Source organism: Halodurantibacterium daqingense (assembly GCF_042666235.1).
GTDB lineage: Bacteria > Pseudomonadota > Alphaproteobacteria > Rhodobacterales > Rhodobacteraceae > Halodurantibacterium > Halodurantibacterium daqingensis.
In genome coordinates this window covers 547,230-570,531 of record NZ_JBHTFQ010000002.1, presented here as the reverse complement: position 1 = coordinate 570,531, position 23,302 = coordinate 547,230, and the positions used below count along the sequence as shown (strand labels likewise).

At 63.4% G+C, this 23,302-nt stretch carries 24 protein-coding genes and 1 tRNA gene; 11 read left to right on the top strand and 14 right to left on the bottom strand.

Annotated elements, in window-relative coordinates; translation table 11 throughout:
- Window positions 1–280 (top strand): hypothetical protein (locus ACFQXB_RS06165; protein WP_377400693.1); only part of this gene is annotated, 280 nt, incomplete at its 5' end.
- Between the two features lie 547 nt (window positions 281–827).
- Here the strand turns inward: ACFQXB_RS06165 and ACFQXB_RS06160 are convergent.
- Genes ACFQXB_RS06160 through ACFQXB_RS06145 form a run of 4 tightly spaced genes read right to left on the bottom strand, consistent with a single transcriptional unit; the run spans window position 828 to window position 4,191 of the window.
- A complete protein-coding gene (locus ACFQXB_RS06160; protein WP_377400690.1) occupies window positions 828–3,014 on the bottom strand; it encodes a terminase gpA endonuclease subunit in 2,187 nt (728 codons plus the stop codon).
- Window positions 3,011–3,655, bottom strand: a complete 645-nt coding sequence (locus tag ACFQXB_RS06155; protein WP_377400686.1) for a hypothetical protein — start codon at window positions 3,653–3,655, stop codon at window positions 3,011–3,013. Before ACFQXB_RS06155 ends, ACFQXB_RS06160 begins: the two co-directional genes overlap by 4 nt.
- 8 nt (window positions 3,656–3,663) lie before the next feature.
- Window positions 3,664–3,999, bottom strand: a complete 336-nt coding sequence (locus ACFQXB_RS06150) for a hypothetical protein (RefSeq protein ID WP_377400683.1) — start codon at window positions 3,997–3,999, stop codon at window positions 3,664–3,666.
- A 12-nt stretch (window positions 4,000–4,011) separates the two neighbouring features.
- Window positions 4,012–4,191: a helix-turn-helix transcriptional regulator gene (locus tag ACFQXB_RS06145; protein WP_377400680.1), complete on the bottom strand. Its 180-nt coding sequence runs from the start codon at window positions 4,189–4,191 to the stop codon at window positions 4,012–4,014.
- Between the two features lie 388 nt (window positions 4,192–4,579).
- Between ACFQXB_RS06145 and ACFQXB_RS06140 the strand changes: the two genes are divergently transcribed.
- Complete coding sequence (locus ACFQXB_RS06140; RefSeq protein ID WP_377400677.1) at window positions 4,580–4,915, top strand: hypothetical protein; 336 nt, start codon at window positions 4,580–4,582, stop codon at window positions 4,913–4,915.
- Here the strand turns inward: ACFQXB_RS06140 and ACFQXB_RS06135 are convergent, their stop codons facing one another.
- Together ACFQXB_RS06135 and ACFQXB_RS06130 are read right to left on the bottom strand one after the other, a co-directional pair.
- Window positions 4,916–6,085, bottom strand: coding sequence for a tyrosine-type recombinase/integrase (locus tag ACFQXB_RS06135; protein WP_377400674.1), 1,170 nt, complete (start codon window positions 6,083–6,085; stop codon window positions 4,916–4,918).
- A 163-nt stretch (window positions 6,086–6,248) separates the two neighbouring features.
- Window positions 6,249–6,332 (bottom strand) — tRNA-Leu (locus tag ACFQXB_RS06130).
- Window positions 6,333–6,438: 106 nt separating this feature from the next.
- On the opposite strand from ACFQXB_RS06130, the gene ACFQXB_RS06125 reads away from it, so the two are divergent.
- Together ACFQXB_RS06125 and ACFQXB_RS06120 are read left to right on the top strand one after the other, a co-directional pair.
- Window positions 6,439–7,017, top strand: coding sequence for a YqaA family protein (locus ACFQXB_RS06125; protein WP_377400671.1), 579 nt, complete (start codon window positions 6,439–6,441; stop codon window positions 7,015–7,017).
- Window positions 7,014–7,490, top strand: a complete 477-nt coding sequence (locus ACFQXB_RS06120) for a disulfide bond formation protein B (RefSeq protein ID WP_377400668.1) — start codon at window positions 7,014–7,016, stop codon at window positions 7,488–7,490. The genes ACFQXB_RS06125 and ACFQXB_RS06120 overlap by 4 nt, the downstream gene beginning before the upstream one ends.
- Here ACFQXB_RS06120 and ACFQXB_RS06115 read toward each other — a convergent pair.
- Window positions 7,468–7,893 (bottom strand): Lrp/AsnC family transcriptional regulator, encoded by a 426-nt coding sequence (locus ACFQXB_RS06115; RefSeq protein WP_377400761.1) that lies wholly within the window; start codon window positions 7,891–7,893, stop codon window positions 7,468–7,470. The two genes, ACFQXB_RS06120 and ACFQXB_RS06115, sit on opposite strands and share 23 nt — an antisense overlap.
- A gap of 107 nt (window positions 7,894–8,000) precedes the next feature.
- On the opposite strand from ACFQXB_RS06115, the gene rocF reads away from it, so the two are divergent.
- Together rocF and ACFQXB_RS06105 are read left to right on the top strand one after the other, a co-directional pair.
- A complete protein-coding gene (rocF, locus tag ACFQXB_RS06110; protein WP_377400665.1) occupies window positions 8,001–8,927 on the top strand; it encodes an arginase in 927 nt (308 codons plus the stop codon).
- Window positions 8,924–9,970: an ornithine cyclodeaminase gene (locus tag ACFQXB_RS06105; RefSeq protein WP_377400662.1), complete on the top strand. Its 1,047-nt coding sequence runs from the start codon at window positions 8,924–8,926 to the stop codon at window positions 9,968–9,970. The genes rocF and ACFQXB_RS06105 overlap by 4 nt, the downstream gene beginning before the upstream one ends.
- Here ACFQXB_RS06105 and ACFQXB_RS06100 read toward each other — a convergent pair.
- Complete coding sequence (locus ACFQXB_RS06100) at window positions 9,957–10,226, bottom strand: usg protein (protein ID WP_377400659.1); 270 nt, start codon at window positions 10,224–10,226, stop codon at window positions 9,957–9,959. The two genes, ACFQXB_RS06105 and ACFQXB_RS06100, sit on opposite strands and share 14 nt — an antisense overlap.
- A 189-nt stretch (window positions 10,227–10,415) precedes the next feature.
- On the opposite strand from ACFQXB_RS06100, the gene gyrA reads away from it, so the two are divergent.
- Genes gyrA through gluQRS form a run of 3 tightly spaced genes read left to right on the top strand, consistent with a single transcriptional unit; the run spans window position 10,416 to window position 15,397 of the window.
- Window positions 10,416–13,178: a DNA gyrase subunit A gene (gene gyrA / locus ACFQXB_RS06095; protein ID WP_377400656.1), complete on the top strand. Its 2,763-nt coding sequence runs from the start codon at window positions 10,416–10,418 to the stop codon at window positions 13,176–13,178.
- A gap of 31 nt (window positions 13,179–13,209) precedes the next feature.
- Window positions 13,210–14,562 carry a methylenetetrahydrofolate--tRNA-(uracil(54)-C(5))-methyltransferase (FADH(2)-oxidizing) TrmFO gene (gene trmFO, locus ACFQXB_RS06090; RefSeq protein WP_377400654.1) on the top strand — a complete coding sequence of 451 codons (1,353 nt, stop codon included), beginning with the start codon at window positions 13,210–13,212 and terminating at the stop codon, window positions 14,560–14,562.
- A complete protein-coding gene (gluQRS, locus tag ACFQXB_RS06085; protein WP_377400651.1) occupies window positions 14,552–15,397 on the top strand; it encodes a tRNA glutamyl-Q(34) synthetase GluQRS in 846 nt (281 codons plus the stop codon). Before trmFO ends, gluQRS begins: the two co-directional genes overlap by 11 nt.
- Here gluQRS and hisI read toward each other — a convergent pair.
- Entirely contained in the window at window positions 15,392–15,748 is a 357-nt protein-coding gene (gene hisI / locus ACFQXB_RS06080; RefSeq protein ID WP_377400648.1) for a phosphoribosyl-AMP cyclohydrolase, read from the bottom strand. The genes gluQRS and hisI overlap by 6 nt on opposite strands.
- 77 nt (window positions 15,749–15,825) lie before the next feature.
- Between hisI and ACFQXB_RS06075 the strand changes: the two genes are divergently transcribed.
- Complete coding sequence (locus ACFQXB_RS06075; protein WP_377400645.1) at window positions 15,826–16,281, top strand: iron-sulfur cluster assembly scaffold protein; 456 nt, start codon at window positions 15,826–15,828, stop codon at window positions 16,279–16,281.
- 130 nt (window positions 16,282–16,411) lie between these two features.
- On the opposite strand, the gene ACFQXB_RS06070 is transcribed toward ACFQXB_RS06075, so the two are convergent.
- From ACFQXB_RS06070 to sciP, 5 genes are all read right to left on the bottom strand, one after another.
- Window positions 16,412–16,534 (bottom strand): hypothetical protein, encoded by a 123-nt coding sequence (locus ACFQXB_RS06070; RefSeq protein ID WP_377400642.1) that lies wholly within the window; start codon window positions 16,532–16,534, stop codon window positions 16,412–16,414.
- 117 nt (window positions 16,535–16,651) lie between these two features.
- Window positions 16,652–18,742, bottom strand: a complete 2,091-nt coding sequence (gene recG, locus ACFQXB_RS06065) for an ATP-dependent DNA helicase RecG (protein ID WP_377400639.1) — start codon at window positions 18,740–18,742, stop codon at window positions 16,652–16,654.
- Window positions 18,742–20,856 carry an NAD-dependent DNA ligase LigA gene (ligA, locus tag ACFQXB_RS06060; protein WP_377400636.1) on the bottom strand — a complete coding sequence of 705 codons (2,115 nt, stop codon included), beginning with the start codon at window positions 20,854–20,856 and terminating at the stop codon, window positions 18,742–18,744. Before ligA ends, recG begins: the two co-directional genes overlap by 1 nt.
- A gap of 63 nt (window positions 20,857–20,919) precedes the next feature.
- Window positions 20,920–21,633 carry a response regulator transcription factor CtrA gene (gene ctrA / locus ACFQXB_RS06055; RefSeq protein ID WP_377400633.1) on the bottom strand — a complete coding sequence of 238 codons (714 nt, stop codon included), beginning with the start codon at window positions 21,631–21,633 and terminating at the stop codon, window positions 20,920–20,922.
- Between the two features lie 88 nt (window positions 21,634–21,721).
- Window positions 21,722–22,006, bottom strand: coding sequence for a CtrA inhibitor SciP (gene sciP / locus ACFQXB_RS06050; RefSeq protein WP_377400630.1), 285 nt, complete (start codon window positions 22,004–22,006; stop codon window positions 21,722–21,724).
- 119 nt (window positions 22,007–22,125) lie between these two features.
- Here sciP and mnmA point away from each other — a divergent pair, with 119 nt between their 5' ends.
- Entirely contained in the window at window positions 22,126–23,268 is a 1,143-nt protein-coding gene (gene mnmA / locus ACFQXB_RS06045; RefSeq protein WP_377400628.1) for a tRNA 2-thiouridine(34) synthase MnmA, read from the top strand.
- The last annotated feature ends 34 nt before the right edge of the window (window positions 23,269–23,302 follow it).

Below are 23,302 nucleotides of genomic sequence, written 5' to 3'. Positions count from 1 at the left end.
CGCCATCGCACTCCTCCATCATGGAAAATGCGACCAAGGTGCCCGCCGGGTGCCGCCAGAGGAAGCCCAAACCCAATGGGGGAAAAACCCCGCTTACAGTATAAGTCGATTTAAATCCATAATCGACCCAGTTGCATTTTCAGCGAACCCGGCCTCAGCGCCGGGTTTTTTTTTTGTTGCTGAGATAGATTTAAATCCATTTTCCAATCGGCGTCTGCTGTTGAGGCCGTTTGAAGGTGTCTCACCTGTCTCACCTGTCTCACTTCCCAGAATCAGGTGAGACAGTTTTCACCCATATTTGTCAATGGGTTCTCACCTGTCACACTTGTCTCACTGGTTTTCCGACTCTCTTGTCGGATTGCGGGGTCAGGCCTTTACCAGTGTTTGCCTTTACGGCGCCCCTTTCTCCCCGTCTTCCTTTTGCAGTATTAGAAAACAAGTGAGACAAGTGAGACAGGTGAGAACATATTGAAAAGTAACAATAAAAACGTCTCACCTGCCTGTCTCACTTGTTTTAGGAGGTGAGACAGGTGAGACAGCCTGAAAAATCGGTCCAAAGTTGCACTCAGATCGATTCCGGCCGCAGAAAATGGATTTAAATCAATGTTAATAGCCGTCACATGTTGCACTGTTGCATTTTTCACACAGTGCGAGAATCGGGCTCGGTGCTCCCCGCCCCCGGCAGCCCCTCATAGGAAGGACCCAAAGCCATGCGGGATGCATTCAAATCCATTTCGCGCCAAAATGATGCATTCAAATCTATTTCATGCCGCCGGAAAGTTTTGCGTGACTTTCACTTTTTTCGTGAAGTCAAGCGAAAACGAAGATCACGCGAGGCTTTTGGCAAGCTCTGCGAAGTCTTTGCGAGTCCTCGGTGCCGAGGACGCAGATGCCTGCTGCTCACTGCCGAAAACAAGGTCGTTGTCGTCCCAGTCAGCAGCCCATGCCGGCGGATTGTTCCAGTCGATACGCTCGACCTGGATGTTTGCGAACGGGACCGCCTTCTCAACCGGCCGCACAGCAACGCCGATCGCATAGTAGGTGAGGTCGAACACCTCGTTGCGTCGTTTCCGCGGGTTTTCCCACCCCTTGTCGGTGCGGATTTCGGTGGTCATCTGCGCGTAGAACCACTGCGGCATCCAGTCCGGATAGCGCAACATGCCGCCGGTCACTGCGTCCTCATTGTCCTGACCGACCCGCCGCGCGAGCATCGCCGAAACCTGATCCTTGAGACTGTTGGCGTTGAGAAGCAGAACGGGCACGTCGCCGCGGGCAATGGCGTTGCGGTCCTTCTGGCTTGAATCCGGCCACGTTGTTCTGGCGCGAGGGGCAGTGCGTGACGGTTCACCTTTAACCAGGATGAAGTTGCGGTGAGAATTGTCCCCGCGCTTCTTGAGACGCCGCCAGAAATTGTAAGCATTGGCAGCCGCGCCTTCCCCGCCGCCGGAGTCACAGCCGACCGCACGGACGCGCATCCTGCGACCGGATCCGTCTGCGAGTGGGTAGCTCCGAAGCAGTGCAGCGTCGATCAGCGTGTCCCAATCCTCCCCGTAAGCGAATGGATCGATCGGCAACTTGTCACCGTCCGCGTTGAGACGGTTGGACAGCCTGACCTTGAAACCGTCTATGACCACGGCATCGCCGTTCGCCATGAAGCCAACGGCCTGCAGGACGAAGGCGGTCTTCTGCACGTCAACCGTCATCACGATGAACCTGACGCCGTGCGGTACGGTCGGCTCGTCTTCCGTCGAACCCCAATCCTCGGCGCGCTCTTTCAGATCCTCCGGAGAACGATCCGAGAGGCGGGACGCGGGAATATAATAGCTGCCCTGGTCAGTGGTGACGGTGGTTCGCAGCGGCCCGTCGTCACCTGTTTCCTCAAGCGCCTTCTGCGCATTGAGGTATTTTAGAACCATTTCACCCCAACTCTGGTAGGCCGCCGCAGGCCCCTTCAACCAGAACGAAGCGATGTCGCTGCGACGGATGACCATGCCGGGTCTAGGTTCAAGGTTACCTTCCGGCGTCAACCTGCCCCCTTCCGGCACCCAGCGCCCGCGGAGGTTCAACTTGAATTTCTGCGTGGGCTTGATGACGCAGCCGTTACTCGGGCACACCATCACGGTCGCCTCTTTCGCTTCCATCGGGTCGGTCTTGCCGCCCCAGTCCAGAAGCTTGAAATCCGGTTCGAACCATTCCCCGCAGGACGGGCAGCACCAGTGCCAGCGCCTGCGGTCACCCCGGTTATAGATCTCGAAGATGCCGCGGATGGGAGGTGCCTCGTGGGGCGTCGATGGTGACCACTTCGGGTCGCGGATCTCCTTGTGCGGGTTTGGGCTCGCCTCGGCCACGGTCATGCCGAAACGCCCCTTCGTCTGGGTCCGCTTCTGCGCCATGTCCCACGGAGTCCCCTCACCGTCCACGAGGTCGTCCATCCGCTCGTAGTCGATCAACCAGACCTTACCGACCGTGATGTTCGAAAGGTTATTGGCTGTGGGATACGTCACAAGAACCCGCATCCCGCTACTGAACTGCTTGTCGAACGTGTTGTCGTCTTCCCGCCGCGTCATCTGACGCTTACGGACTTCAGGAGACGCAGCAAGAAACCGGTCCAAATCACCCTTCGACCACTTTCGCGCGTTCTCCCGGTCCATCTGCACGAACATCATGTCTTCGGGATCGGTGATGACCGTATGGGCGATCCAGCCGAGAGCTGGCACCGATTTACCTGTCCGGGCCGGGCCGACAAAAACAACACCCTGATGATCCAGACTGGTAAGCATCTCCATGGGTTCGATCATGTAGGGGGTCTTGGTGGCAGACCACGGAACACCGTGACCTGAACCAGACCCCATGCGCATGTACTTCTGCGCCGCTTCCGGGACGCTCATCCTCACCGGAGGCACCATTTCCCCGAACGCCTTGGAAACGATATGTTCAAGTGACGGGAAACGGGCTTCCGCGATCAACTCGGCGATCGTCGCCGGGCGCATATGTTTCTTGCGACCGCGGGTCATTCGTCCTCTGGCATGTCTTCGACGGGCATCCCGCCGCCGGCCTCAAGTTCCGCCTCGATGGTTCTGCTCATCGACGCCTCGGTGAGCCCGTGACTTGGCATATCGACCAGTCGTTCGCGCACGTTCGCAAGCAGTCGGTTGCTCGCGTCGATCAGCGCGTTGTATTGCTCGTTGGTGAGGGCGTCCTTCTCAGGCAATTCCTCAACCCACATCTTGACTTCTTCCTTGATCATCATGGCCACGCGGCCGAGGACGAGCATCACGTCGTCGGTGTGCCAGAGATCGTTGGAGGACCGCATCACGCGATTGCGCTGGTTCGCGGAATCCCAGAACATCTTGTTGACGTAAGGGGGCAGCGACGCCGCGTTCTTGGACGCAAACCATTCCTCGATGTTGCCCTTAGGCGTGACGAGGTAGGACATGGCCTCAAGGAAATCGTAGAGCGGAAACTGTTTATTACCCTTCTTGCAGTACTCCTTGACCGGGCAGCGGGCGAGCCTCGCATAAAGGCTGCGAGGTTGCTTGCCGAGAATTTCAGCCAGGAACGTGACGCCTACCGGCTTGAGAAAGGCTGTCGCAGGGGGCAGCGCGTCGGTTATAACCGGCGGGTCATCGCCCAGAAGATCGTCCAGGTCGTCCAATGGATCGCTCACGAGAAGGTCAACGTCCCGCCGGACGGTTCCCCGTTGCGAAGGTTGACCCTCAGCGTGGCGTTGGGATTGATCATCAGGCTGTTCACCAGCCAGGTTTCAGGATCTTCGCTGGTCTTCGTGACAGAGAGCGGGATGTCCACGCTTGTCAGGACCGGTGAAGCGTAGGCGCGAAATGCCACGATATCGGGGGCGAACCCGGTATGCACCCAGTTGAAACTGGCGGCTGGGGCGTACTGCATGTCACCTCCCAGCATCCACACCTGAACCTGTGTATCGCCCGGGACTGGCATTTCGCCGCCGTTCCAGCCGTAAACCTCTGACCAGTCGCTCACGCCGCGTCCCTCTCAATTGAACTGCGTTGTCATCCAGTTGTCCAACTCGGACTTCAGCCAGACCGAGACACGGTGAGACAGTCGGCGGGGGCGAGGGAAAACCTGCGCTTTCACGCGGCGGTATATCTCGCTCTTGGACAACCCGGTGACGTGTCGCACTTCCCCGATTCTCAACAGTCGTTCTTCGCTCATTTCTTCCTCGTGGCGGCGAGTGTGATGTTTGGTCACTGTATCACTTTTTGCGTGACTTTCAACCGCAAACGTGCTTATCCTGAATCCACAGCGCAGCAGCGTGGATGGACACGCACGGAGCGGGAAACGTGTCAGGACGTAAAAGCCCGCCTGCCCCCTGAGCCGGTATCAATCCCGGTCTGCGCTAAACATAAGCTGCCTTCTGGTGGTGCGTCGAATGACGGGGACATATGCAATAGCGCGGCGTGACCCCTCGACAAGTTCGCCGCAGACGCACATCCAGAGCGCGGCTAAGTGGTGAAGTGAAGCCTGAATGGCGACTTCCACGGGCACCTTTGGAACCCCTGCATTGACCGCGCTCGCTTGTTCCACTGGAAAGGGCCGTCAGATGAAAACTCTCATTTTCGCAGCAAGTCTCGCGCTGACGGCCACTTGTGCCAACGCGCAAAGCCAATGTTTGAACCGTGAACATCTCGGTGCATTCCTGCGCGAAGTCCACGATCTTCGGCTCCACAGCTGGGGTCTGAACGACCGCGGGCACATGGAAGAACTCTACCTCAATCAAACCGGGCATTGGGCCGTGGTACTGACCACGCCCGAAGGTTGCACCACGCTGGCGTCGTTTCCGCACAAGGAACGCGGCCGCTTGAGCCCGCAGCTGTTCAGCAAACGCTTTCCGGCCGAAGCTCGGCCTCAAGGGCTCGGGACCGGCAATCCGTCCTGATCAGCCGGTAAGCTCTGCGACATCCGTTTCCCGCACGATGTGGTCGCTCCACCACTGCATCATCCTACACCGCTCGTCCCAGTAAAGCGCAGCGTTGTAGGCGGCGCGAACTGTGTCGCCAGGCACATGGGCCAGTTGCCGTTCGATCGCATCAGGCAACCACAGTCCACTTTCGTTCAGAAAGGTCGACGCGGTTCCACGAAGGCCGTGAATCGTTACCTTGTTACGGTAACCCATGTTGTAGAGCGCGTAGATCATCGTGTTCGTACTCATGGGCTTGCCACCGTTCCCAGGCGCTACCAATTCGCTGTCGGCCGACAGAACTTTCAACCTCGCCAGTATCTCCTGCACCCTGGGCGTGAGGGGCACCAAGTGGTCCCGGCGCATCTTCATCCGCGCGGCAGGAATGCGCCATACAGTATCCTTGAACTCCGCCCACTTGGCGAACCGCAACTCGTTGGTGCGAACGAAGGTGTGAAGGATGAACTCTATCGAAAGCGCGGTTATCTCTTCCCCGGCGTAGTTCCTTAAGTTCAGCACAAAACTCCCGATCTCGTCGGCAGGCAGCTTGTGCATGTGCTTGGGCTTCGGTGGCGGGCGTAGCGCGCCGCGGAGATCCGCGGTTGGATCTCGTGGGGCTCGACCCGTGGAAACCGCATAGCGCATTATCAGACTGATGTATTGCTTGATGCGACCTGCGGAATAGAGGACCCCGCGCTTCTCGACCTCGCGCAGCACCTTCAGAATGTCGGCAGGCTCCAGGGTATCCACCGCCCTTTTCCCGATCTCTGGCAGCACGTTCACCTTCAGCCTGCCGAGGACACGTTGCGCGTAGGCCGGAACCCAGTTTTCGGACTGGCTCTCGAACCACTCGTTCATCACGGCTTCGAAGGTCACCACCCCCGGCTGCTCGTGGTCCTCCTTGGAAGGATCGCGACCGAGCGCCAAAACCTTGCGAGCCCGGTCCCGGCGCCTGCGGGCCTCCCCCAGATCAACAGCAGGGTAAGATCCGAAGGCAAGCGTCTTCTGCTTCCCCTCGAAGCGATAGTTCATCCTCCACAGCTTCGAACCGCTTGGTTGAACCTGAAGGTAAAGACCGTCGCCATCGCTCATCTTGCGCGGCTTGTCCGCAGGTTTGGCATTCCGACAGGCGACATCGCTGAGAGGCATCCTGGGTTTTCTCCTTCCGACTCGGTCATCCTCGATACCAACAAAAATACCATCAGGTGTTGGGATGCACCGGGACTAATGATTTTGAAGAAGTAGCGGTTTCTTTGATTTCATTCAATAAAAACCGCTTTTCTCAACGCTCACATCGGTTGAAAATGCGTGTTGGTACCCGAGGCCGGACTCGAACCGGCATGCCTTGCGGCGGCGGATTTTGAATCCGCTGCGTCTACCATTCCGCCACTCGGGCAACGCGCTGTTCCTATCGCTGCGCAGGGCGGCGGTCAAGCGGCGCGTGTTGCGCTTGACGCGGGCCGGTCGCCGTGGTGCAAGGGCGGCTCTGCGCAGGGAATGACATGATCCGCTCCGTTTATGACTGGACGCTTTCGCTGGCTCAAAGCCGGCACGCGCTTTGGGCGCTGGCGCTCGTGGCCTTCGTCGAAAGCTCGGTCTTTCCGATCCCGCCCGATGTGCTGATGATCCCGATGATCCTGGCCCGGCCCTCGCGGGCGTTCCTGATCGCGGGCGTCGCGCTTGTGTCATCGGTTCTGGGCGGCCTTCTGGGCTATTACATCGGTTGGGGCCTGTTCGAGAGCGTGGGCCGGCCGGTGCTCGAATTCTACGGAAAAGATGCCTATTTCGGCGAATTTGCCGCGCGGTACAACGAATGGGGCGCCTGGGCGGTGCTGATCGCGGGGGTCACGCCTTTCCCCTACAAGGTCATCACCATCCTGTCGGGCGCGACAGCGCTGTCGCTGCCGGTGTTCCTTCTGGCCAGCATTCTGGCGCGGGGCCTGCGGTTCTTCCTGGTTGCGGCGCTGCTGTGGAAGTTCGGCGCACCGATACGTGATTTCATCGAGCGGCGGCTGGGCTTGATGTTCACGCTGTTTGTCGTGATCCTCCTCGGCGGTTTCGCAATGGTGAGATATCTATGAGCTACAGGCTTCTTGTCGCCGCGGCGACGGCTGGATCGGCAGGGCTGCTTGTGGGCGCACTGCTGTTTCAATACGTCGGCGGCCTGCCGCCCTGCCCCATGTGCATCTGGCAGCGCTGGCCGCATCTGGCGGCGATCCTGATCGGGGTGGCGGCGCTGGCGCTGCCAGCGCGGATCTGGGCCGTGCTGGGGGCGATTGCGGCGGCGGCGACGGCCGGTATCGGCGCCTATCACGCCGGCGTCGAACAGGGCTGGTGGCAGGGGCCGACCACCTGCACCGCGGCGCCGATCGGCGGGCTGAGCACCGATCAGCTACTGGATCATATCCTGAACGCGCCGGTGATCCGCTGCGACGACATCGCCTGGTCGTTCCTGGGCCTGTCCATGCCGGCGTGGAATGCGCTTCTGTCGCTGGGGCTGGCGGGGATCTGGATCGCCGCCTTCATCGCGCTCAGCCGCCGCGCCGGGTCGTGAGCAGAAGGTTGGTTTCCGAGGTTGCGACACCGTCCAGCCGCCGGATCTGAAACAGGACCGCATCCAGCTCCGCCAGCGACTGCGCCCCGATTTCCGCGATCAGATCCCACTTGCCATTGGTCGAATGCACGGCCCGCACGGCCGGCATCCCCATGAGCCGCGCCATGATCCGTTCGGTGCCGCGCCCCTCGATGCCGATCATCATCAGGCCGCGCACCGGCGCCTCGGCCGCATCGCTGCGGGTAACGACGCTATAGCCCAGGATGTCGCCCGTGGCGGCAAGCCGCTCCATCCGCGCGCGGATCGTGGCCCGGCCAAGGCCCAGATCCGCCGCCAGTTCCGAGATCCCCGCGCGCCCGTTCCGGCGCAGCGCCGCGATCAGGCGCAGGTCGGTTTCGTCCATTCTGGTCAGTCTCTCGTCCATATTGCGCATCGTCGGGTCCGGTTTCGACATTATGTCTGCTTCAGCCCGCCGCAAAGCCGGAAAACACTCGGACGAAAGGAATGCCCATGCCCAGAACCTGTATCCTCATCGGCGCCCCGATTGATGCCGGCCAGAAGGTGCCCGGCTGCATCATGGGGCCCGCCGCCTTCCGAACGGCCGGCCTTGCCCGGGCGCTGAGCGATCTGGGCCACGATGTCCAGGATTACGGCGACATGACCGCTGCGCCCCTGCGCGAGGTGACCAGCCCCAACCCAGCAGTCCATTCCCTGCCCGAAATCGTGGCCTGGACCGAGGCGCTTGCCCAGGCGGGCGCGCGGGCGATGCAGGCGGGAATGCCGATCTTCCTCGGCGGGGATCACAGCCTCTCGTTGGGTTCGGTGGCCGGGGTTGCGGCCCATGCCGCCCATGCCGGGCGGCCGCTGTTCGTGCTCTGGCTGGATGCCCATTCCGATTTCCACACGCCGGCCACCACCCAGACCGGCAATCTGCACGGAACGCCCGTTGCCTATCTGGCCGGGCGCGACGGGTTCGACGGCTTTCCACCCTTCCCTGCGGCTGTGCCGCCAGAAAACATCTGCCTCTTCGGCATCCGCTCGGTTGACCCCGAGGAACATGCGGCGCTGCTGACCCATGAGGTCGAGATCAACGACATGCGCGTTCTGGACGAACGCGGCGTGGTGGCGCCGCTGCGCAGCTTTCTGGAACGTGTGGCCTCGGCCCGCGGAATGCTGCATGTCTCGCTGGATGTGGATTTCCTTGACCCGACCGTTGCGCCGGCGGTCGGGACCACGGTTCCGGGGGGCACCACCTTCCGCGAGGCGCATCTGGTGATGGAGCTTCTGCACGAAAGCGGGCTTGTCACCTCGCTCGATCTGGTCGAGCTCAACCCGTTCCTGGATGAACGCGGCCGCACCGCGCGGCTGATGGTGGACCTTGTGGCAAGCCTGATGGGCCGCAAGGTCTTCGACCGCCCGACCCGGAGCTTTGCATGAGCCTCAATACGGTTCCTTTTGTGAGCGTTGCCAATATGATGCGGCTTGTTCATCACATAGGGGTTGAACAGGTTCTGCGCGATCTGGCGGCCGCGATCGAAGAGGATTTCCGTCGCTGGGAAAGCTTCGAGAAGACGCCGCGCCTCGCAAGCCATTCCGCTGTCGGTGTGATCGAGCTGATGCCCACCTCGGACGGGCGGCTTTACGGCTTCAAATATGTCAACGGCCATCCGAAGAACACGAAGAACGGATTGCAAACCGTTACCGCCTTTGGACTTCTGGCCGAGGTGCAAACCGGCTATCCGGTGCTTCTGTCGGAAATGACGCTGCTGACCGCGCTGCGGACGGCGGCGAGTTCAGCGCTCGCGGCCCGCCATCTTGCGCCGCGGGACGCCCGTGTGATGGCGCTGATCGGGAACGGCGCCCAGGCCGAGTTTCAGGCGCTTGCCTTTCGCGCCCTCTGCGGGATCAGCCGCGTTCAGCTTCATGACACCGACGCCCGCGCCACGCGCAAATGCGCGGCCAACCTGCGCCACAGCGGGCTTGAGGTCGTCACCTGCACGTCGCCCGAAGCGGCGGTCGAGGGTGCGCAGATCGTCACCACCTGCACCGCCGACAAGCAATATGCCACGATCCTGACCGACAATCTGGTCGGCCCGGGCATCCACATCAACGCGATTGGCGGAGACTGCCCCGGCAAGACCGAGCTTCACCCCGACATCCTGCGCCGCTCGGCGATCTTCGTTGAATACGCGCCGCAGACCCGGATCGAGGGCGAGATCCAGCAGCTTTCACCCGACCATCCCGTCACCGAACTCTGGGAGGTGATCGCCGGCCGCGCCCCCGGTCGAAGCCATCCCGATCAGATTACCCTCTTTGACGGGGTGGGCTTTGCGATCGAGGATTTTTCGGCCCTGCGCTATGTCCATGAGCAATGCGGGCGAACCGGCTTTTGCGAACCGCTGGACATGATCGCCGATCCCGACGATCCACGCGACCTGTTCGGGATGCTGATGCGGGCCGGCCCCGTCAGTGCAGCCTGAATTCGCCCACGACATTGCGCCATTCGCCCGGGCCGATCATCTTGCGATGGTTGAAGCGCACGGAATGGAGCGGCCCTTCGATCTGATCCTGCCAGAACTCGATGAAGCGAAACAGCCGTGGATAGTCCGGCGCCAGATCATAATCCTGCCAGACAAAGCTGTTGAGCACATTCCGGTAGTCGGGCATGCGGTAGTAGAATTCCGCCGTCGTCAGGCCATAGCCTTTCAGCATCAGTTCGGTTTCGCGTCGTTCCATGGGTGCCTCGCTGCCTGGTGTTTTCCCCATCATGCCACAGGCCCATTACTTTTCAATTAAAACAGTGTGTTAGCACTCTGCGCCCTTGGCTGCCGGATGTGGCGGCGGCTTGGCATTGCACCCAGCAGTTGGGATGGTCTATAGTGCGGCAACAAAATCTAGCGACTGTCCCAGAGAGGCGAGAGCAACGTGAGCGACCGGCCCGAACCCCCTGAATCCACGGATGAAATGGCGCCCAAGCGTCCGCAGCATGACGGGCCGACGATCTCGATCGCCGATGAGATGAAGGCCTCCTACCTCGATTATGCCATGAGCGTGATCGTGAGCCGCGCGATCCCCGATCTGCGTGACGGGTTGAAGCCGGTGCACCGCCGGATCCTCTATGCCATGCACGAGACCGGGAACACCCACGACAAGCCCTACCGCAAATCGGCCCGCCCGATCGGCGACACGATGGGCAAATATCACCCCCACGGCGACGGCGCGATCTATGACGCGCTGGTGCGGATGGCACAGCCCTTCTCGATGTCGCTGAAACTGCTGGATGGTCAGGGCAACTTCGGTTCGATGGACGGCGACAGTGCCGCGGCGATGCGCTATACCGAAGTGCGGATGGACAAGCCCGCCGCTTTCCTTCTGGCCGATATCGAAAAGGATACGGTCGATTTTCAGGACAATTACGACGGCAAGGATCAGGAACCGACGGTGCTGCCGGCGCGGTTTCCGAACATGCTTGTCAATGGCGCGGGCGGCATTGCCGTCGGCATGGCCACCAACATCCCGCCGCACAATCTGGGCGAGGTGATCGACGCGACGCAGGCGCTGATCCGCAATCCGGACCTGAGCAGCGAAGATCTGATGGAGTTCATCCCGGCCCCGGACTTTCCCACCGGCGGCGTGATCCTTGGCCGTTCGGGCGCCCGCAAGGCCTATCTCGAGGGGCGCGGCTCGGTCATCATCCGTGCCAAGACCCGGATCGAGGAGATCCGCAAGGACCGCTTCGCGATCGTTCTGGACGAGATCCCCTATCAGGTGAACAAGGCCTCGATGATCGAGAAGATCGCCGAGATGGTGCGCGAGAAGCGGATCGAGGGCATTGCCCATGTGCAGGATGAATCCGACCGGATCGGCGTGCGCGTGGTGATCGAGCTCAAGCGCGATGCGACGCCGGATGTGGTGCTGAACCAGCTTTACCGCTTTACCCCGATGCAGACCTCGTTCGGCTGCAACATGCTGGCACTGAACGGCGGCCGCCCCGAACAGCTGACTCTGCGCGATTTCCTCACCCACTTCCTTACCTTCCGCGAGGAAGTGGTTGCCAGACGGACAGCTTTCGAACTGCGCAAGGCGCGCGAACGCAGCCATGTGCTGTGCGGGCTGGCCGTTGCCGTCACCAATGTGGACGAGATCGTGGCGACGATCCGCGGCTCGAACGATCCGGCCGAGGCGCGCGAAAAGCTGATGACGCGGCGCTGGCCCGCGCATGACATCGCCGAATACATCCAGCTGATCGACGATCCCAGCCACCGGATGAATGACGACGGCACCTATTTCCTGTCCGAAACCCAGGCCCGGGCCATCCTTGAACTGCGGTTGCAGCGCCTCACCGCCATGGGCGTGAAAGAGGTCACGGACGAGCTGCAGGACCTTGCCGCCAAGATCCGCGACTATCTCGACATCCTGCGCTCGCGCGAACGGATTATGGGGATCATCTCGGAAGAGCTGAACGAGGTTCGCGCCGCCCATGCCGTTCCGCGCCGCACCGAGATCCTCGACTGGGCCGGCGACATGGACGACGAGGACCTGATCGAGCGCGAGGACATGGTGGTGACCGTGACCTCGGGCGGCTATATCAAGCGCACCTCGCTGGCCGAGTTCCGCGCGCAGCGGCGTGGCGGCAAGGGCCTTGCCGGCATGGCCACCAAGGAAGACGACGTGGTGACCACGCTGTTCGTGGCCAATACCCATACGCAGCTTCTGTTCTTCACCACCGACGGAATGGTCTACAAGCTCAAGTGCTGGCGACTGCCGCTGGCGGGGCGCAATGCCCGCGGCAAGGCCATCGTCAACATCCTGCCGATCAACACCGGCGTCTCGATCGCGGCGATCATGCCGGTCGACAAGCCCGAGGACGAATGGGAAAACCTGCAGATCGTCTTTGCGACATCGGAAGGTGATGTGCGGCGCAATGCGCTTTCGGATTTCACCAATGTCATGCGCAACGGCAAGATCGCGATGAAGCTGCCCGAAGGCGTGAGCCTTGTGAACGCGCGCATCGCCGAGGAAAGCGATGACGTGATGCTGGTGACCGCGCTTGGCCGCGCGATCCGCTTTCCCACGACGGATGTCCGGATCTTCAAGGGCCGCGATTCCACCGGGGTGCGCGGCGTGCGGCTGGCGAATGGCGATCGGGTCGTCTCGATGGCCGTGATCCGCCACTTCAACGCGACGCCGGAAGAACGTGCGGCCTATCTCAAGATGCGTCGTGCCGCGGAAGGGGCGCTTGATGATGGCGCCGAGGCGGATGAGGACGAGGAAACGGTCGAGGCTGGCCAGCTGTCGCTCGAGCGGTATGCCGAAATGTCTGCGGCCGAGGATCTGATCCTGACCATCACCGCCCGTGGCACCGGCAAACTGTCGTCGAGCCACGGCTACCCGGTGCGCGGACGTGGCGGCCAGGGCGTGATGGCGATGGACAAGGCAATGCGCGGCGGACCGCTGGTTGCCGCCTTCCCCGTCGATCTGGGCGACCAGATCATGCTTGCCACCTCGACCGGCCAGTCGATCCGGGTGCCGGTGCAGGGGATCTCGTTCCGCTCGCGCAGTGCCGGCGGGGTCAAGGTGTTCAACACCGGGCTTGACGAGGTTGTCGTTTCGGTTGCGCGGATCGCCGAACAGGGCGTGGAAGAGGCGGTCGAGGAGGCGACGGAAGAGGGTGGCGGCGAGGCTTGATCGCCCCGCCCGTCCCCGCTACATCCGGACCATGACAGAGACACTTCATATCGTCGGCGGCGGCATGGCCGGGTCCGAGGCCGCGTGGCAAGCGGCCGAAGCTGGTGTGCGCGTCGTCATCCACGAAATGCGCCCCAAGGTCGGCACCTTCGCGCACCAGACCGGCAACCTGGCCGAAATGGTCTGTTCCAACTCGTTCCGTTCGGATGATGACGAACAGAATGCCGTGGGCCTTCTGCATTGGGAAATGCGGACTGCCGGTGGGCTGATCATGGCGATGGCCGATGCCCATTCCCTGCCTGCGGGCGGTGCGTTGGCGGTTGACCGCGACGCCTTCGCCGAGGCCGTGACCGCAAAGTTGCGATCCCATCCGAACATCAGCGTCGAAGATGCTGAAATCACGTCGCTTCCTGAGGATGGGCGCTGGATCATCGCCACCGGCCCGCTCACCTCGGGGGCCCTGGCCGAAGCGATCCGCACCGAGACCGGCGCCGAAAGCCTTGCCTTTTTCGACGCCATCGCGCCGATCGTCTATACCGAGAGCATCGACATGTCGGTCGCCTGGGCGCAGTCGCGCTATGACAAGGGCGAAACCGAGGAAGAACGGACCGCCTACCTCAACTGTCCCATGACGCGCAATCAGTACGAAGCCTTCATCGATGCGCTTCTTGCGGCCGAAAAGACCGAGTTCAAGCCGGGCGAAACTGCCGGCTATTTCGACGGTTGCCTGCCGATCGAGGTCATGGCCGAGCGCGGCCGCGAGACCCTGCGCTTTGGCCCGATGAAGCCCGTGGGCCTTACCAATGCCCATCAGCCCGAGGTGAAGCCCTACGCGGTGGTGCAGCTGCGCCGCGACAACAAGCTGGGCACGCTCTACAATATCGTCGGCTTTCAGACCAAGATGAAGTATGGCGCGCAAACCTCTGTTTTCAGGATGATCCCGGGCCTGGAAAATGCGCAGTTCGCGCGGCTTGGCGGGATTCATCGGAACACCTTCCTGAATTCCCCGACGCTTCTGGACGATCAGATGCGCCTGCGGACACGGCCTCACATCCGCTTTGCCGGGCAGATCACCGGCGTCGAAGGCTACGTGGAAAGTGCGGCGATGGGGCTTCTGGCCGGCCGGCTTGCGGCGGGTGACATCCTTGGCCGTCCGATTGCGCCGCCGCCGCCCGAAACCGCGATGGGCGCATTGGTGACCCATATCACCGGCGGTGCCGAGGCAAAGACCTTCCAGCCGATGAACGTGAATTTCGGGCTTTTCCCGCCGATTGATGCCAAGGGCGGGCGGCGCGGCCGCAAGGATCGCTACAAGGCCTATACCGATCGTGCCAAGGCGGCCTTCACGGCCTGGCTCGGACAGGCCGCGCAGGATGCGGCCTGACTACCGCACGCGCTTTGCGCCCTCGCCCACGGGTCTGCTGCATCTGGGGCATGCGTTTTCGGCGCTGACAGCCTGGGATCGCGCGCAGGCTGTCGGGGGCAGCTTTCTGTTGCGCATGGAGGATATTGATCGGCCCCGCTGTCGTCCGGAATTCGAACAAGCCATTTACGAGGATCTTCAGTGGCTTGGCCTGAGCTGGCCAAGACCCTTTCGCCAGTCGGACCGGATGGGAAGCTATCGCGCGGCGCTGGGGCGGCTTGGAATGTCGGGCTTGATCTATCCATGCCGCTGCACCCGCGCCGACATCAAGGCGGCGCTGTCGGCGCCGCAGGAGGGAGTTCCGGTCGGCCCGGACGCGGTAATCTATCCCGGGACATGCCGCGGACGTGGCATGGAGGAGGCCGGGCCGGACGACGCCCTCCGCCTGGATATGCGGCGCGCGGTGGCGTCTCTGGGCAACGCGGGCTTTCAGGAAAACGGGCCGCTTTATCCCGGCTGGCACCGGCTCGATCCCGACCAGCTTGTTGCGGAACTGGGGGACGTGGTTCTGGCGCGGCGGGATATCGGAACATCCTATCACGTTGCGGTGGTGGTGGATGATGCGGCGCAGCGGGTCACCGAAGTCGTGCGCGGCGTCGATCTGTTCAGCGCAACGCCAATCCATCGCCTTCTTCAGGTTTTGCTGGAGCTTCCCCACCCAAACTATTGGCATCACGACCTGATCCGAGATGAGCATGGCAAGCGTCTGGCCAAGCGGGACGACGCGCGCGCCATCCGCGCCTATCGCGCCGAGGGGGCGACGCCGGAGGATATCCGGCGCATGGTCGGCCTATAGGGGCCGCAGGATCTCGACTTCCTCGCCCGCGCGCACGGCGGTGTAGAAGCAGCTGCGCCGGTTGGTGTGGCAGGCGGGGCCGGTCTGATCGACCAGAAGCAACAGGCAGTCGCGGTCACAATCCACCCGCAGCTCGACCAGCTTCTGCACATGGCCCGAGCTTTCGCCCTTGATCCAGAAGGATTGCCGTGACCGCGACCAATAGGTGACGCGGCCGGTTTCCAGCGTCTGCGTGACGGCCGCGGCGTTCATCCAGGCCACCATCAGCACCTCGCCCGAGACATGATCCTGCGCAATCGCCGGGATCAGCCCGTTGGCGTCATAGCGCAGCGAGGCGGGATCGAAAGCCATGGGTCACTCCTTTGCACGATGGCAGGCGCGGCCTATTTATGGCAAAAGCAGCGTCAGGAAAAGCGAAAGGCCGCAGCATGAGCACCGACAGCGATCTCATCAAGCTCTACTCGGGCCGGATCCTTGCCCTGGCGGCCGATATCCCGCTGACGGAACGGCTTTCCGCGCCCATGGCGACCGTCCGGCGCCGGGCGCCGCTGTGCGGATCGACGGTGACGGTGGATCTGGTGGTGCAGGACGGCCGCGTCGTGGGCTTCGGGCAGGACGTGAAGGCCTGTGCGCTGGGTCAGGCGGCGGCTTCGGTTGTGGGCGGGGCGATTCTTGGCCGAACGCGGGCCGAGATCGAACGGGCGCGCGACGAATTGCAGGCGATGCTGAGGGAGGGCGCGCCCGCCCCGTCGGCGCCCTTCGACGGGCTGGAAGTGCTGACCCCGGCGCGGGACTACAAGAACCGCCACGCCTCGATCCTTCTGGCAATCGAGGCCGCTGCCGAGGCGATGGCCGAAGCCGAGAAGAACCAGGCCTGCGCCTGATCCGAAACCTCATCTGACAGAACAAAAAAGCCGCCGCGTCGGAGGACAGCGGCGGCAGGGGCGTTCTGCGCGGCGTGGGGCGCCGCAGGACCGGGGACAGACGGTCCGCGCAGTTCGCAGGCAGATCAGATCAGATCAGATCGGGAAGATGCAGGACGGCAATCAGCATGAGCCCCAGTGAAAGAACGCCCACGGTATCAGCCAGCAGCATCTGCGGGGAACGCAACAGAATGGTCTTGATCTGGTGCAGCATCTTGCAACCTCCAACGCGATTCATGTTGCCTATTTGTTCTCGATTCTTAACCCGATGTAAAGAACTTTCCGCGAACATTTGTTCGCCAGCGGTCAGGTGGCCTCAAACACGGGGGCTTCAGCCGACCGAGATCAGCCGGATGGCCCGATCCTGTTCCATCAGCCACAGCAGTGCCCGCGCCGCCTGCCCGCGGGGCGAGGCAAGGTCCGGATCGTCCTGCAGCAGCTTGCGGGCATCGCTTTGGGCCAGCGCCATCAGCCCGGCCTGACGCTCCAGATCCGCGATGCGGAACCGGGGCAGGCCCGATTGCGCGGTGCCGATCAGATCGCCCGCGCCGCGCATGGCCAGGTCTTCCTCGGCGATGCGAAAACCGTCCTCGGTATCGCGCAGGATGCGCAGGCGGCGCTCGCCGCTGTCGCTGAGCGGGGCCTGATACATCAGAAGGCAGGTCGACTCGGCACTGCCACGCCCGACCCTCCCGCGCAACTGGTGCAACTGCGCAAGGCCAAAGATCTCGGCCCGTTCGATCACCATGATCGAGGCATTGGGCACGTTGACCCCCACCTCGATCACCGTGGTCGCCACCAGAACCGACGTCTCGCCCGCCACGAAGCGCGCCATCGCGGCATCCTTCTCGGCGGCGGGCATCTGGCCATGGACCAGGCCCACCACCCCTTCGCCAAGGGCGGCGCGCAGGTGGCGGAACCGATCCTCGGCGGCGGTCAGCTCCACATGTTCGCTTTCCTCCACCAGCGGACAGACCCAATAGGCCTGCCGCCCCTCCTCGACCGCCCGTGCGAGATGGGCCACAACCTCGTCGATCCGGGCCGTCGTCACCAGCGCCGTGCGCACCGGCTTGCGGCCAGGCGGCTTTTCATCCAGCACCGAGACATCCATGTCACCATAGGTTGCCAGCGCGAGGCTGCGCGGGATCGGCGTCGCGGTCATCACCAGCACATCCACCGCCCGGCCCTTGCTCGCCAGTTCCATCCGCTGCGCAACGCCAAAGCGATGCTGTTCGTCAACAATCGCCAGCCGCAGATCGTTGAACACGACATCCTTCTGGAACACCGCATGGGTGCCGACAAGGATTGCGATCTCGCCCGAGGCGAGCGCGGCGAGCTTCTCGGCGCGCTCCGCCCCCTTGTCGCGCCCGGTCAGCAGCGCAAGGCGCAGGCCTGCGGCCTCGGCCAGGGGGCGCAGGCCCTCCAGATGCTGGCGGGCAAGGATCTCGGTCGGGGCCATCATCACGCCCTGCCCGCCGGCCTCGACCGCGATCAGCAAGGCCAGAAGCGCAACCAGCGTCTTGCCGGCGCCCACATCCCCCTGAAGCAAGCGGTTCATCCGTTGCGGCTGCGCCATGTCTTGCGCGATCTCGGCGATCGCGCGCAATTGCGCGCCCGTGGGGGCATAGGGAAGTGCCGCCAGCACCCGGTTGCGCAGCCGCCCGTCGCCCTGCGATACGATCCCCGGCGCGCGCCTCCGGTTCGCCCGCGCAAGCGCCATTGTCAACTGATGGGCGAAAAGCTCATCATAGGCCAGCCGCTGCCGCGCGGGATGGCCGGGCAGCACCGCATCCGCCCCCTGTGGCGCATGCGCAAGGCGAAGGGCGGCATCCCAGGCGGGCCATCCCTCGCGCGCACGCAGGGCCGGGTCGACCCATTCGGCCAGATTCGGCAGCCGGGCCAGGGCGGCGGCGGCGGCGCGTGCCATCACCTTCTGGCTCAGCCCCGCGGTCAGCGGATAGATGGGCTCGAACAGCGGCAGATCCTGCATGTCTTCGGGCGGCAGGACGTGATCGGGATGGACGATCTGCAACACCCCGTCAAAAAGCTCTACCCGGCCGGAAACCAGCCTTCGCGTGCCCGGCGGCAGCAGCTTGGTCAGATAGTCGCCCCGGGCGTGGAAGAAAACGAGCTGAAACTCGCCCCCCGCATCGCGCAGGAGCACCCGCCAGGGCTTGCCGCGGCTGCGCGGCGGATGGTGGGCGAGGATTTCGGCCTCGACCGTGGCAATGGCGGGCGGCGTCACCTCGCGCAGGCTGTTCAGGCGGCGACGATCGACGACGGCATGCGGCAGCGTGAACAGCAGATCGCGCGGGCGGGTGATCTGCATGGCCTCGAACAATGCCGCCGTCTTGGGGCCGACGCCCTCCAGCGTTTCGAGCCCGGCAAAGAGCGGGAACAGCGCGGGCGGCCGGCCTGCCATCAGGCGTCGCCGATCAGGGCTAGCCAGGCGTCCTCGTCGATCACCTCGACGCCAAGGGCGGCCGCCTTGGTGGCCTTGGATCCCGCACCCGGGCCCGCGATCAGCAGATCGGTCTTGGCCGAAACCGAACCGGCGACCTTGGCCCCCAGCTCTTCGGCCCGCGCCTTGGCCTCGGCCCGGGTCATCCGCTCCAGCGTGCCGGTAAAGACGACGATCTTGCCGGCGACCGGGCTTTCGACCGCGCCGCGCTGCACGGCATCCTGCACGTCAAGATGCGCCACAAGCGCGTCGATGGCGCGCCGCTCGGCCTCCTGATGGAAGGCCGTGACGACGGCGGTCGCCATGACCGTTCCGACGCCGTCGATCGACACCAGCTCTTCCCAGGCGGGGCCCTCGCCGGGTATGGCCGCCGTCATCGCCGCCTCGAAACTGCGCCAGCTGCCGTAATGCGCAGCAAGCAGGGCCGAACCGCTTTCGCCGACGTGGCGAATGCCAAGCGCGAAGATCAACCGGTTCAGCGGGATCGCCCGCCGGTCCCGGATCGCCGCAAAGAGGTTGGCGGCCGATTTCGGCCCCCAGCCTTCGCGGTTGCGCAGCTGTTGCAGGCCGGTGCCGAACCGCGCTTCCAGGGTGAAGATGTCGGCGGGCTCACGGATCCAGCCGTCCTTGTAGAAGGCCTCGATCTGCTTGGCGCCAAGCCCTTCGATATCAAAGGCCGCCCGGCTCACGAAGTGGCGCAGCCGCTCCACGGCCTGGGCCGGGCAGATCAGACCACCGGTGCAGCGTCGCACGGCATCGCCCGGTTCGCGGATCGCCTCGGATCCGCATTCGGGGCAGCTATCCGGAAAGCGATAGGGCGTGGCGTCTGCGGGGCGCCGCGCCAGATCCACATCGCGGATCTTGGGGATCACGTCGCCGGCGCGGTAAACCTCGACCCAGTCGCCGACGCGGATGTCGCGCCCACCGCGGATCGGCGCGCCGCGCGCGTCTCGTCCGGCGATGTAATCCTCGTTATGCAGCGTCGCGTTCGAGACGACGACGCCGCCCACCGTCACCGGCACAAGCCGCGCAACCGGGCTGAGCGCCCCGGTGCGGCCAACCTGGATATCGATCGCCTCCAGCCGGGTCCAGGCCAGTTCGGCGGGAAACTTGTGGGCGATGGCCCAGCGGGGCGTCGCCGAGCGGAACCCGAGCCGGCGCTGCAGGCCAAGGTCATTGACCTTGTAGACCACGCCGTCGATGTCATAGCCCAGCGTGGCGCGCTGCGCCTCGATCTCCCGATAGACGGCAAGCATCTCCTCGGGGCCCGCGCACAGGCGGGTGAGCGGGTTGGTCACGAATCCCATCGCCCCCAGCCGCGCGATGGCCTCGTACTGGGTGTCGGCCAGGGGTTCGGAATGCGCGCCCCAGGCATAGGCAAAAAAGCGCAGCGGCCGGGCGCGGGTGATCTCGGCATCAAGCTGCCGGAGCGAGCCTGCCGCCGCATTGCGCGGATTGGCAAAGCTCCGTTCGCCCCGCTCGGCCTGACGGGTATTGAGCGCGGCGAAATCCGCATGCGACATGTAGACCTCGCCCCGCACCTCCAGCACCGCCGGCGCCCCGTCCAGGCGATGGGGGATATCGGTGATGGTGCGCGCGTTCTCGGTCACGTTTTCGCCCACCTCGCCATCCCCGCGGGTGGCAGCCTGAACCAGAACGCCGTCCTCGTAGCGCAACGACAGGGACAGGCCGTCGATCTTGGGCTCGGCGGTGAAGGTCAGCGCCCCGCGGTGGTTCAGGTAGCGGCGGACACGCTCTTCGAACTCGGCCACGTCTGCGTCCTGGAAGGCGTTCTCCAGGCTCAGCATCCGCACTTCATGGCGGATCTTGCCAAAGCCCTCGGCCAGGGCGCCGCCGATCCTGTCGCTGGGGCTGTCCGGGCGCTTCAGCTCGGGGAACCGCGCCTCGATCTCTGCATTGCGCCGCTTGAGCGCGTCATAATCGGCATCGCTGATCTCGGGCGCGTCCAGCGTGTGATAGGCGGTGTTGGCCGCTTCGATCAGCGCCGCCAGCCGTGCGAGTTCGGCCCGCGCCTGCTCCAGTGTCAGCGCCTCGACTGCAACTTCCCCGTTCATGGCTCACCTTTCCGCTGCCAGCTTCCCTCTGATATGAGGCGCGCGGCGGCGGGTCCAGTGCCCTCAGGCACCCATGGCGATGCGACGGTCCAGATCGGCGGGGGTCGGATCGCGCAGCACATAGCCGCGGCCCCAGACGGTTTCGATGTAATTCTCGCCGCCGGTCGCCTCGGCCAGCTTCTTGCGCAGCTTGCAGATGAACACGTCGATGATTTTCAGTTCCGGCTCGTCCATGCCGCCGTAAAGATGGTTGAGGAACATCTCCTTGGTGAGGGTGGTGCCCTTGCGCAGGCTCAGCAGTTCCAGCATCTGGTATTCCTTGCCGGTCAGATGCACGGTCTTGCCGCCCACATCCACCGTCTTGGCATCCAGGTTGACGCAGATCTTGCCGGTGCGGATCACCGATTGCGCATGCCCCTTCGAGCGGCGGATGATGGCATGGATCCGGGCAATCAGTTCCTCGCGGTGGAAGGGTTTGGTCAGATAATCGTCCGCACCGAAACCGAACCCCTTGATCTTGCTTTCCGAATCGTCCGCGCCGGAGAGGATAAGGATCGGCGTGTCGATACGCGCCAGGCGAAGCTGACGCAGAACCTCGTGCCCGTTCATGTCCGGCAGGTTGAGGTCGAGCAGGATCAGGTCGTAATCATAAAGCTTCGCCAGATCGATCCCTTCCTCCCCCAGATCCGTGCAATACACGTTCAGGTTGGCGTGGGTCAGCATCAGTTCGATGCTGCGCGATGTGGTCGGGTCATCTTCAACCAACAGGATACGCATGAGATTCTCTCCGCTTATTGCCTTCCTGAGCTTCACTCTGGGCTGCAATGGTTAACCACATCTTACTGTGGCAGAACAAATAGTGATTTCAATCTAAAGTTGTTTTCAGCTTTTGAATCTTCGTGACTTTCAGCCCCACCTCCCCGTGTCTTTCAATCGCAGCGCGCCATAGCTCGAACTCCTCATCGGAAAGGCCGTATTTCTCCAGCGCCTCGGCCAGCGGAATCAGCCCATAGGTGACCGCCTTCACCACGGTGGCCTTGCGGCTTGCCACCCAGCGCCGGGTTTCCGCTGGCGGCAGATCCGCACGGGTCAGGATGCTGCCGTCCGGAAGCGTGACCGAACGCGGCCCCGCGACACGCCGAATATACATCTGCGCCTCATACTCTTGTTCCTGCCCATCCTTGGGCGATGGGTCTTAACGGGGCGTGAAGCGCGGGCTTGCTGTTACGTTGCATTTTCCTATATTCCTGCGAACCTCAGGAGACAGGCATGGCTTTGGACCGCACCGAACTGAACTCGCTTGGCTTTGCCAAACCGCCGGCGCAAACGCGGGTGGTTGTTGCCATGTCCGGCGGCGTGGACAGTTCCGTCGTCGCGGCGCAACTGGCCGAGGAAGGCTATGACGTCGTCGGCGTGACGCTTCAGCTTTATGACCATGGCGCGGCACTGGCCAAGAAGGGCGCCTGCTGCGCGGGACGTGACATCCACGATGCCCGCCGCGTGGCCGAGGAAATGGGGTTCCCGCATTATGTGCTGGACTATGAAAACACCTTCCGCGAGGCGGTGATCGACGAATTCGCCGATGCCTATCTGGCCGGGGCGACGCCTGTGCCCTGCATCCGCTGCAATGAACGCGTCAAGTTCAAGGATCTTCTTGCCACCGCGCGCGATCTCGAGGCCGATTGCATGGCGACCGGGCACTATATCCAGCGCCGCAACGGTCCGTCGGGGGCCGAGCTGCACAGCGCCGCCGACCCGGTTCGCGATCAGAGCTATTTCCTGTTCTCGACCACGCGCGACCAGCTGGAATTCCTGCGCTTCCCGCTGGGCCATCTGCAAAGCAAGGCCGAAACGCGCGCTCTGGCCGCGCGCTACAACCTGCCCGTGGCCGACAAGCCCGACAGCCAGGACATCTGTTTCGTCCCAAATGGCAACTATGCCGCGGTGATCGAAAAGCTGCGCCCGGGTGCCGCTGAACCCGGCGAGATCGTGGATATGGACGGCCGGGTTCTGGGCAGCCATCGCGGGGTGATCCACTACACGATCGGGCAGCGGCGGGGGCTTGGCATCGGCGGGCTGGCGGATCCGCTGTATGTCGTGCGGCTTGATCCCGATCTGCGGCGCGTTGTCGTCGGCCCGAAAGAGGCGCTTTCGACCCGCACCATCCCGGTGCGCGAGATCAACTGGCTGGGCGACGAACCGTTCGAGACCCGCGCCGAATGGCATGTGGCGGTCAAGGTGCGGTCCACCCGCCCGCCGCGCAGCGCGATCATTCGGCCGCTTGGACCGACGGAAGCCGAGGTGGAGCTGATCGCGCCCGAAGAAGGGGTAAGCCCCGGGCAGGCCTGCGTGTTCTACGATCCCGACAGCAGCCGCATCTTCGGCGGTGGCTGGATCTGGAAGGGGCGCTGAGCGCCAATCCCCGATCCGATCCCGGCAGCGCCTT

Coding starts and splice junctions, on each gene's coding strand:
- ACFQXB_RS06125 (WP_377400671.1), top strand. CDS start 6,439: ATGATCCGCTCCGTTTATGACTGGACGCTTTCGCTGGCTCAAAGCCGG.
- ACFQXB_RS06135 (WP_377400674.1), bottom strand. CDS start 6,085: ATGCCTCTCAGCGATGTCGCCTGTCGGAATGCCAAACCTGCGGACAAG.
- ctrA (WP_377400633.1), bottom strand. CDS start 21,633: ATGCGTATCCTGTTGGTTGAAGATGACCCGACCACATCGCGCAGCATC.
- ACFQXB_RS06160 (WP_377400690.1), bottom strand. CDS start 3,014: ATGACCCGCGGTCGCAAGAAACATATGCGCCCGGCGACGATCGCCGAG.
- ACFQXB_RS06145 (WP_377400680.1), bottom strand. CDS start 4,191: ATGAGCGAAGAACGACTGTTGAGAATCGGGGAAGTGCGACACGTCACC.
- hisI (WP_377400648.1), bottom strand. CDS start 15,748: ATGGCTTTCGATCCCGCCTCGCTGCGCTATGACGCCAACGGGCTGATC.
- rocF (WP_377400665.1), top strand. CDS start 8,001: ATGCCCAGAACCTGTATCCTCATCGGCGCCCCGATTGATGCCGGCCAG.
- mnmA (WP_377400628.1), top strand. CDS start 22,126: ATGGCTTTGGACCGCACCGAACTGAACTCGCTTGGCTTTGCCAAACCG.
- ligA (WP_377400636.1), bottom strand. CDS start 20,856: ATGAACGGGGAAGTTGCAGTCGAGGCGCTGACACTGGAGCAGGCGCGG.
- ACFQXB_RS06105 (WP_377400662.1), top strand. CDS start 8,924: ATGAGCCTCAATACGGTTCCTTTTGTGAGCGTTGCCAATATGATGCGG.
- trmFO (WP_377400654.1), top strand. CDS start 13,210: ATGACAGAGACACTTCATATCGTCGGCGGCGGCATGGCCGGGTCCGAG.
- ACFQXB_RS06120 (WP_377400668.1), top strand. CDS start 7,014: ATGAGCTACAGGCTTCTTGTCGCCGCGGCGACGGCTGGATCGGCAGGG.
- ACFQXB_RS06070 (WP_377400642.1), bottom strand. CDS start 16,534: ATGCTGCACCAGATCAAGACCATTCTGTTGCGTTCCCCGCAGATGCTG.
- recG (WP_377400639.1), bottom strand. CDS start 18,742: ATGGCAGGCCGGCCGCCCGCGCTGTTCCCGCTCTTTGCCGGGCTCGAA.
- gluQRS (WP_377400651.1), top strand. CDS start 14,552: ATGCGGCCTGACTACCGCACGCGCTTTGCGCCCTCGCCCACGGGTCTG.
- ACFQXB_RS06140 (WP_377400677.1), top strand. CDS start 4,580: ATGAAAACTCTCATTTTCGCAGCAAGTCTCGCGCTGACGGCCACTTGT.
- ACFQXB_RS06075 (WP_377400645.1), top strand. CDS start 15,826: ATGAGCACCGACAGCGATCTCATCAAGCTCTACTCGGGCCGGATCCTT.
- sciP (WP_377400630.1), bottom strand. CDS start 22,006: ATGTATATTCGGCGTGTCGCGGGGCCGCGTTCGGTCACGCTTCCGGAC.
- ACFQXB_RS06115 (WP_377400761.1), bottom strand. CDS start 7,893: ATGGACGAAACCGACCTGCGCCTGATCGCGGCGCTGCGCCGGAACGGG.
- ACFQXB_RS06100 (WP_377400659.1), bottom strand. CDS start 10,226: ATGGAACGACGCGAAACCGAACTGATGCTGAAAGGCTATGGCCTGACG.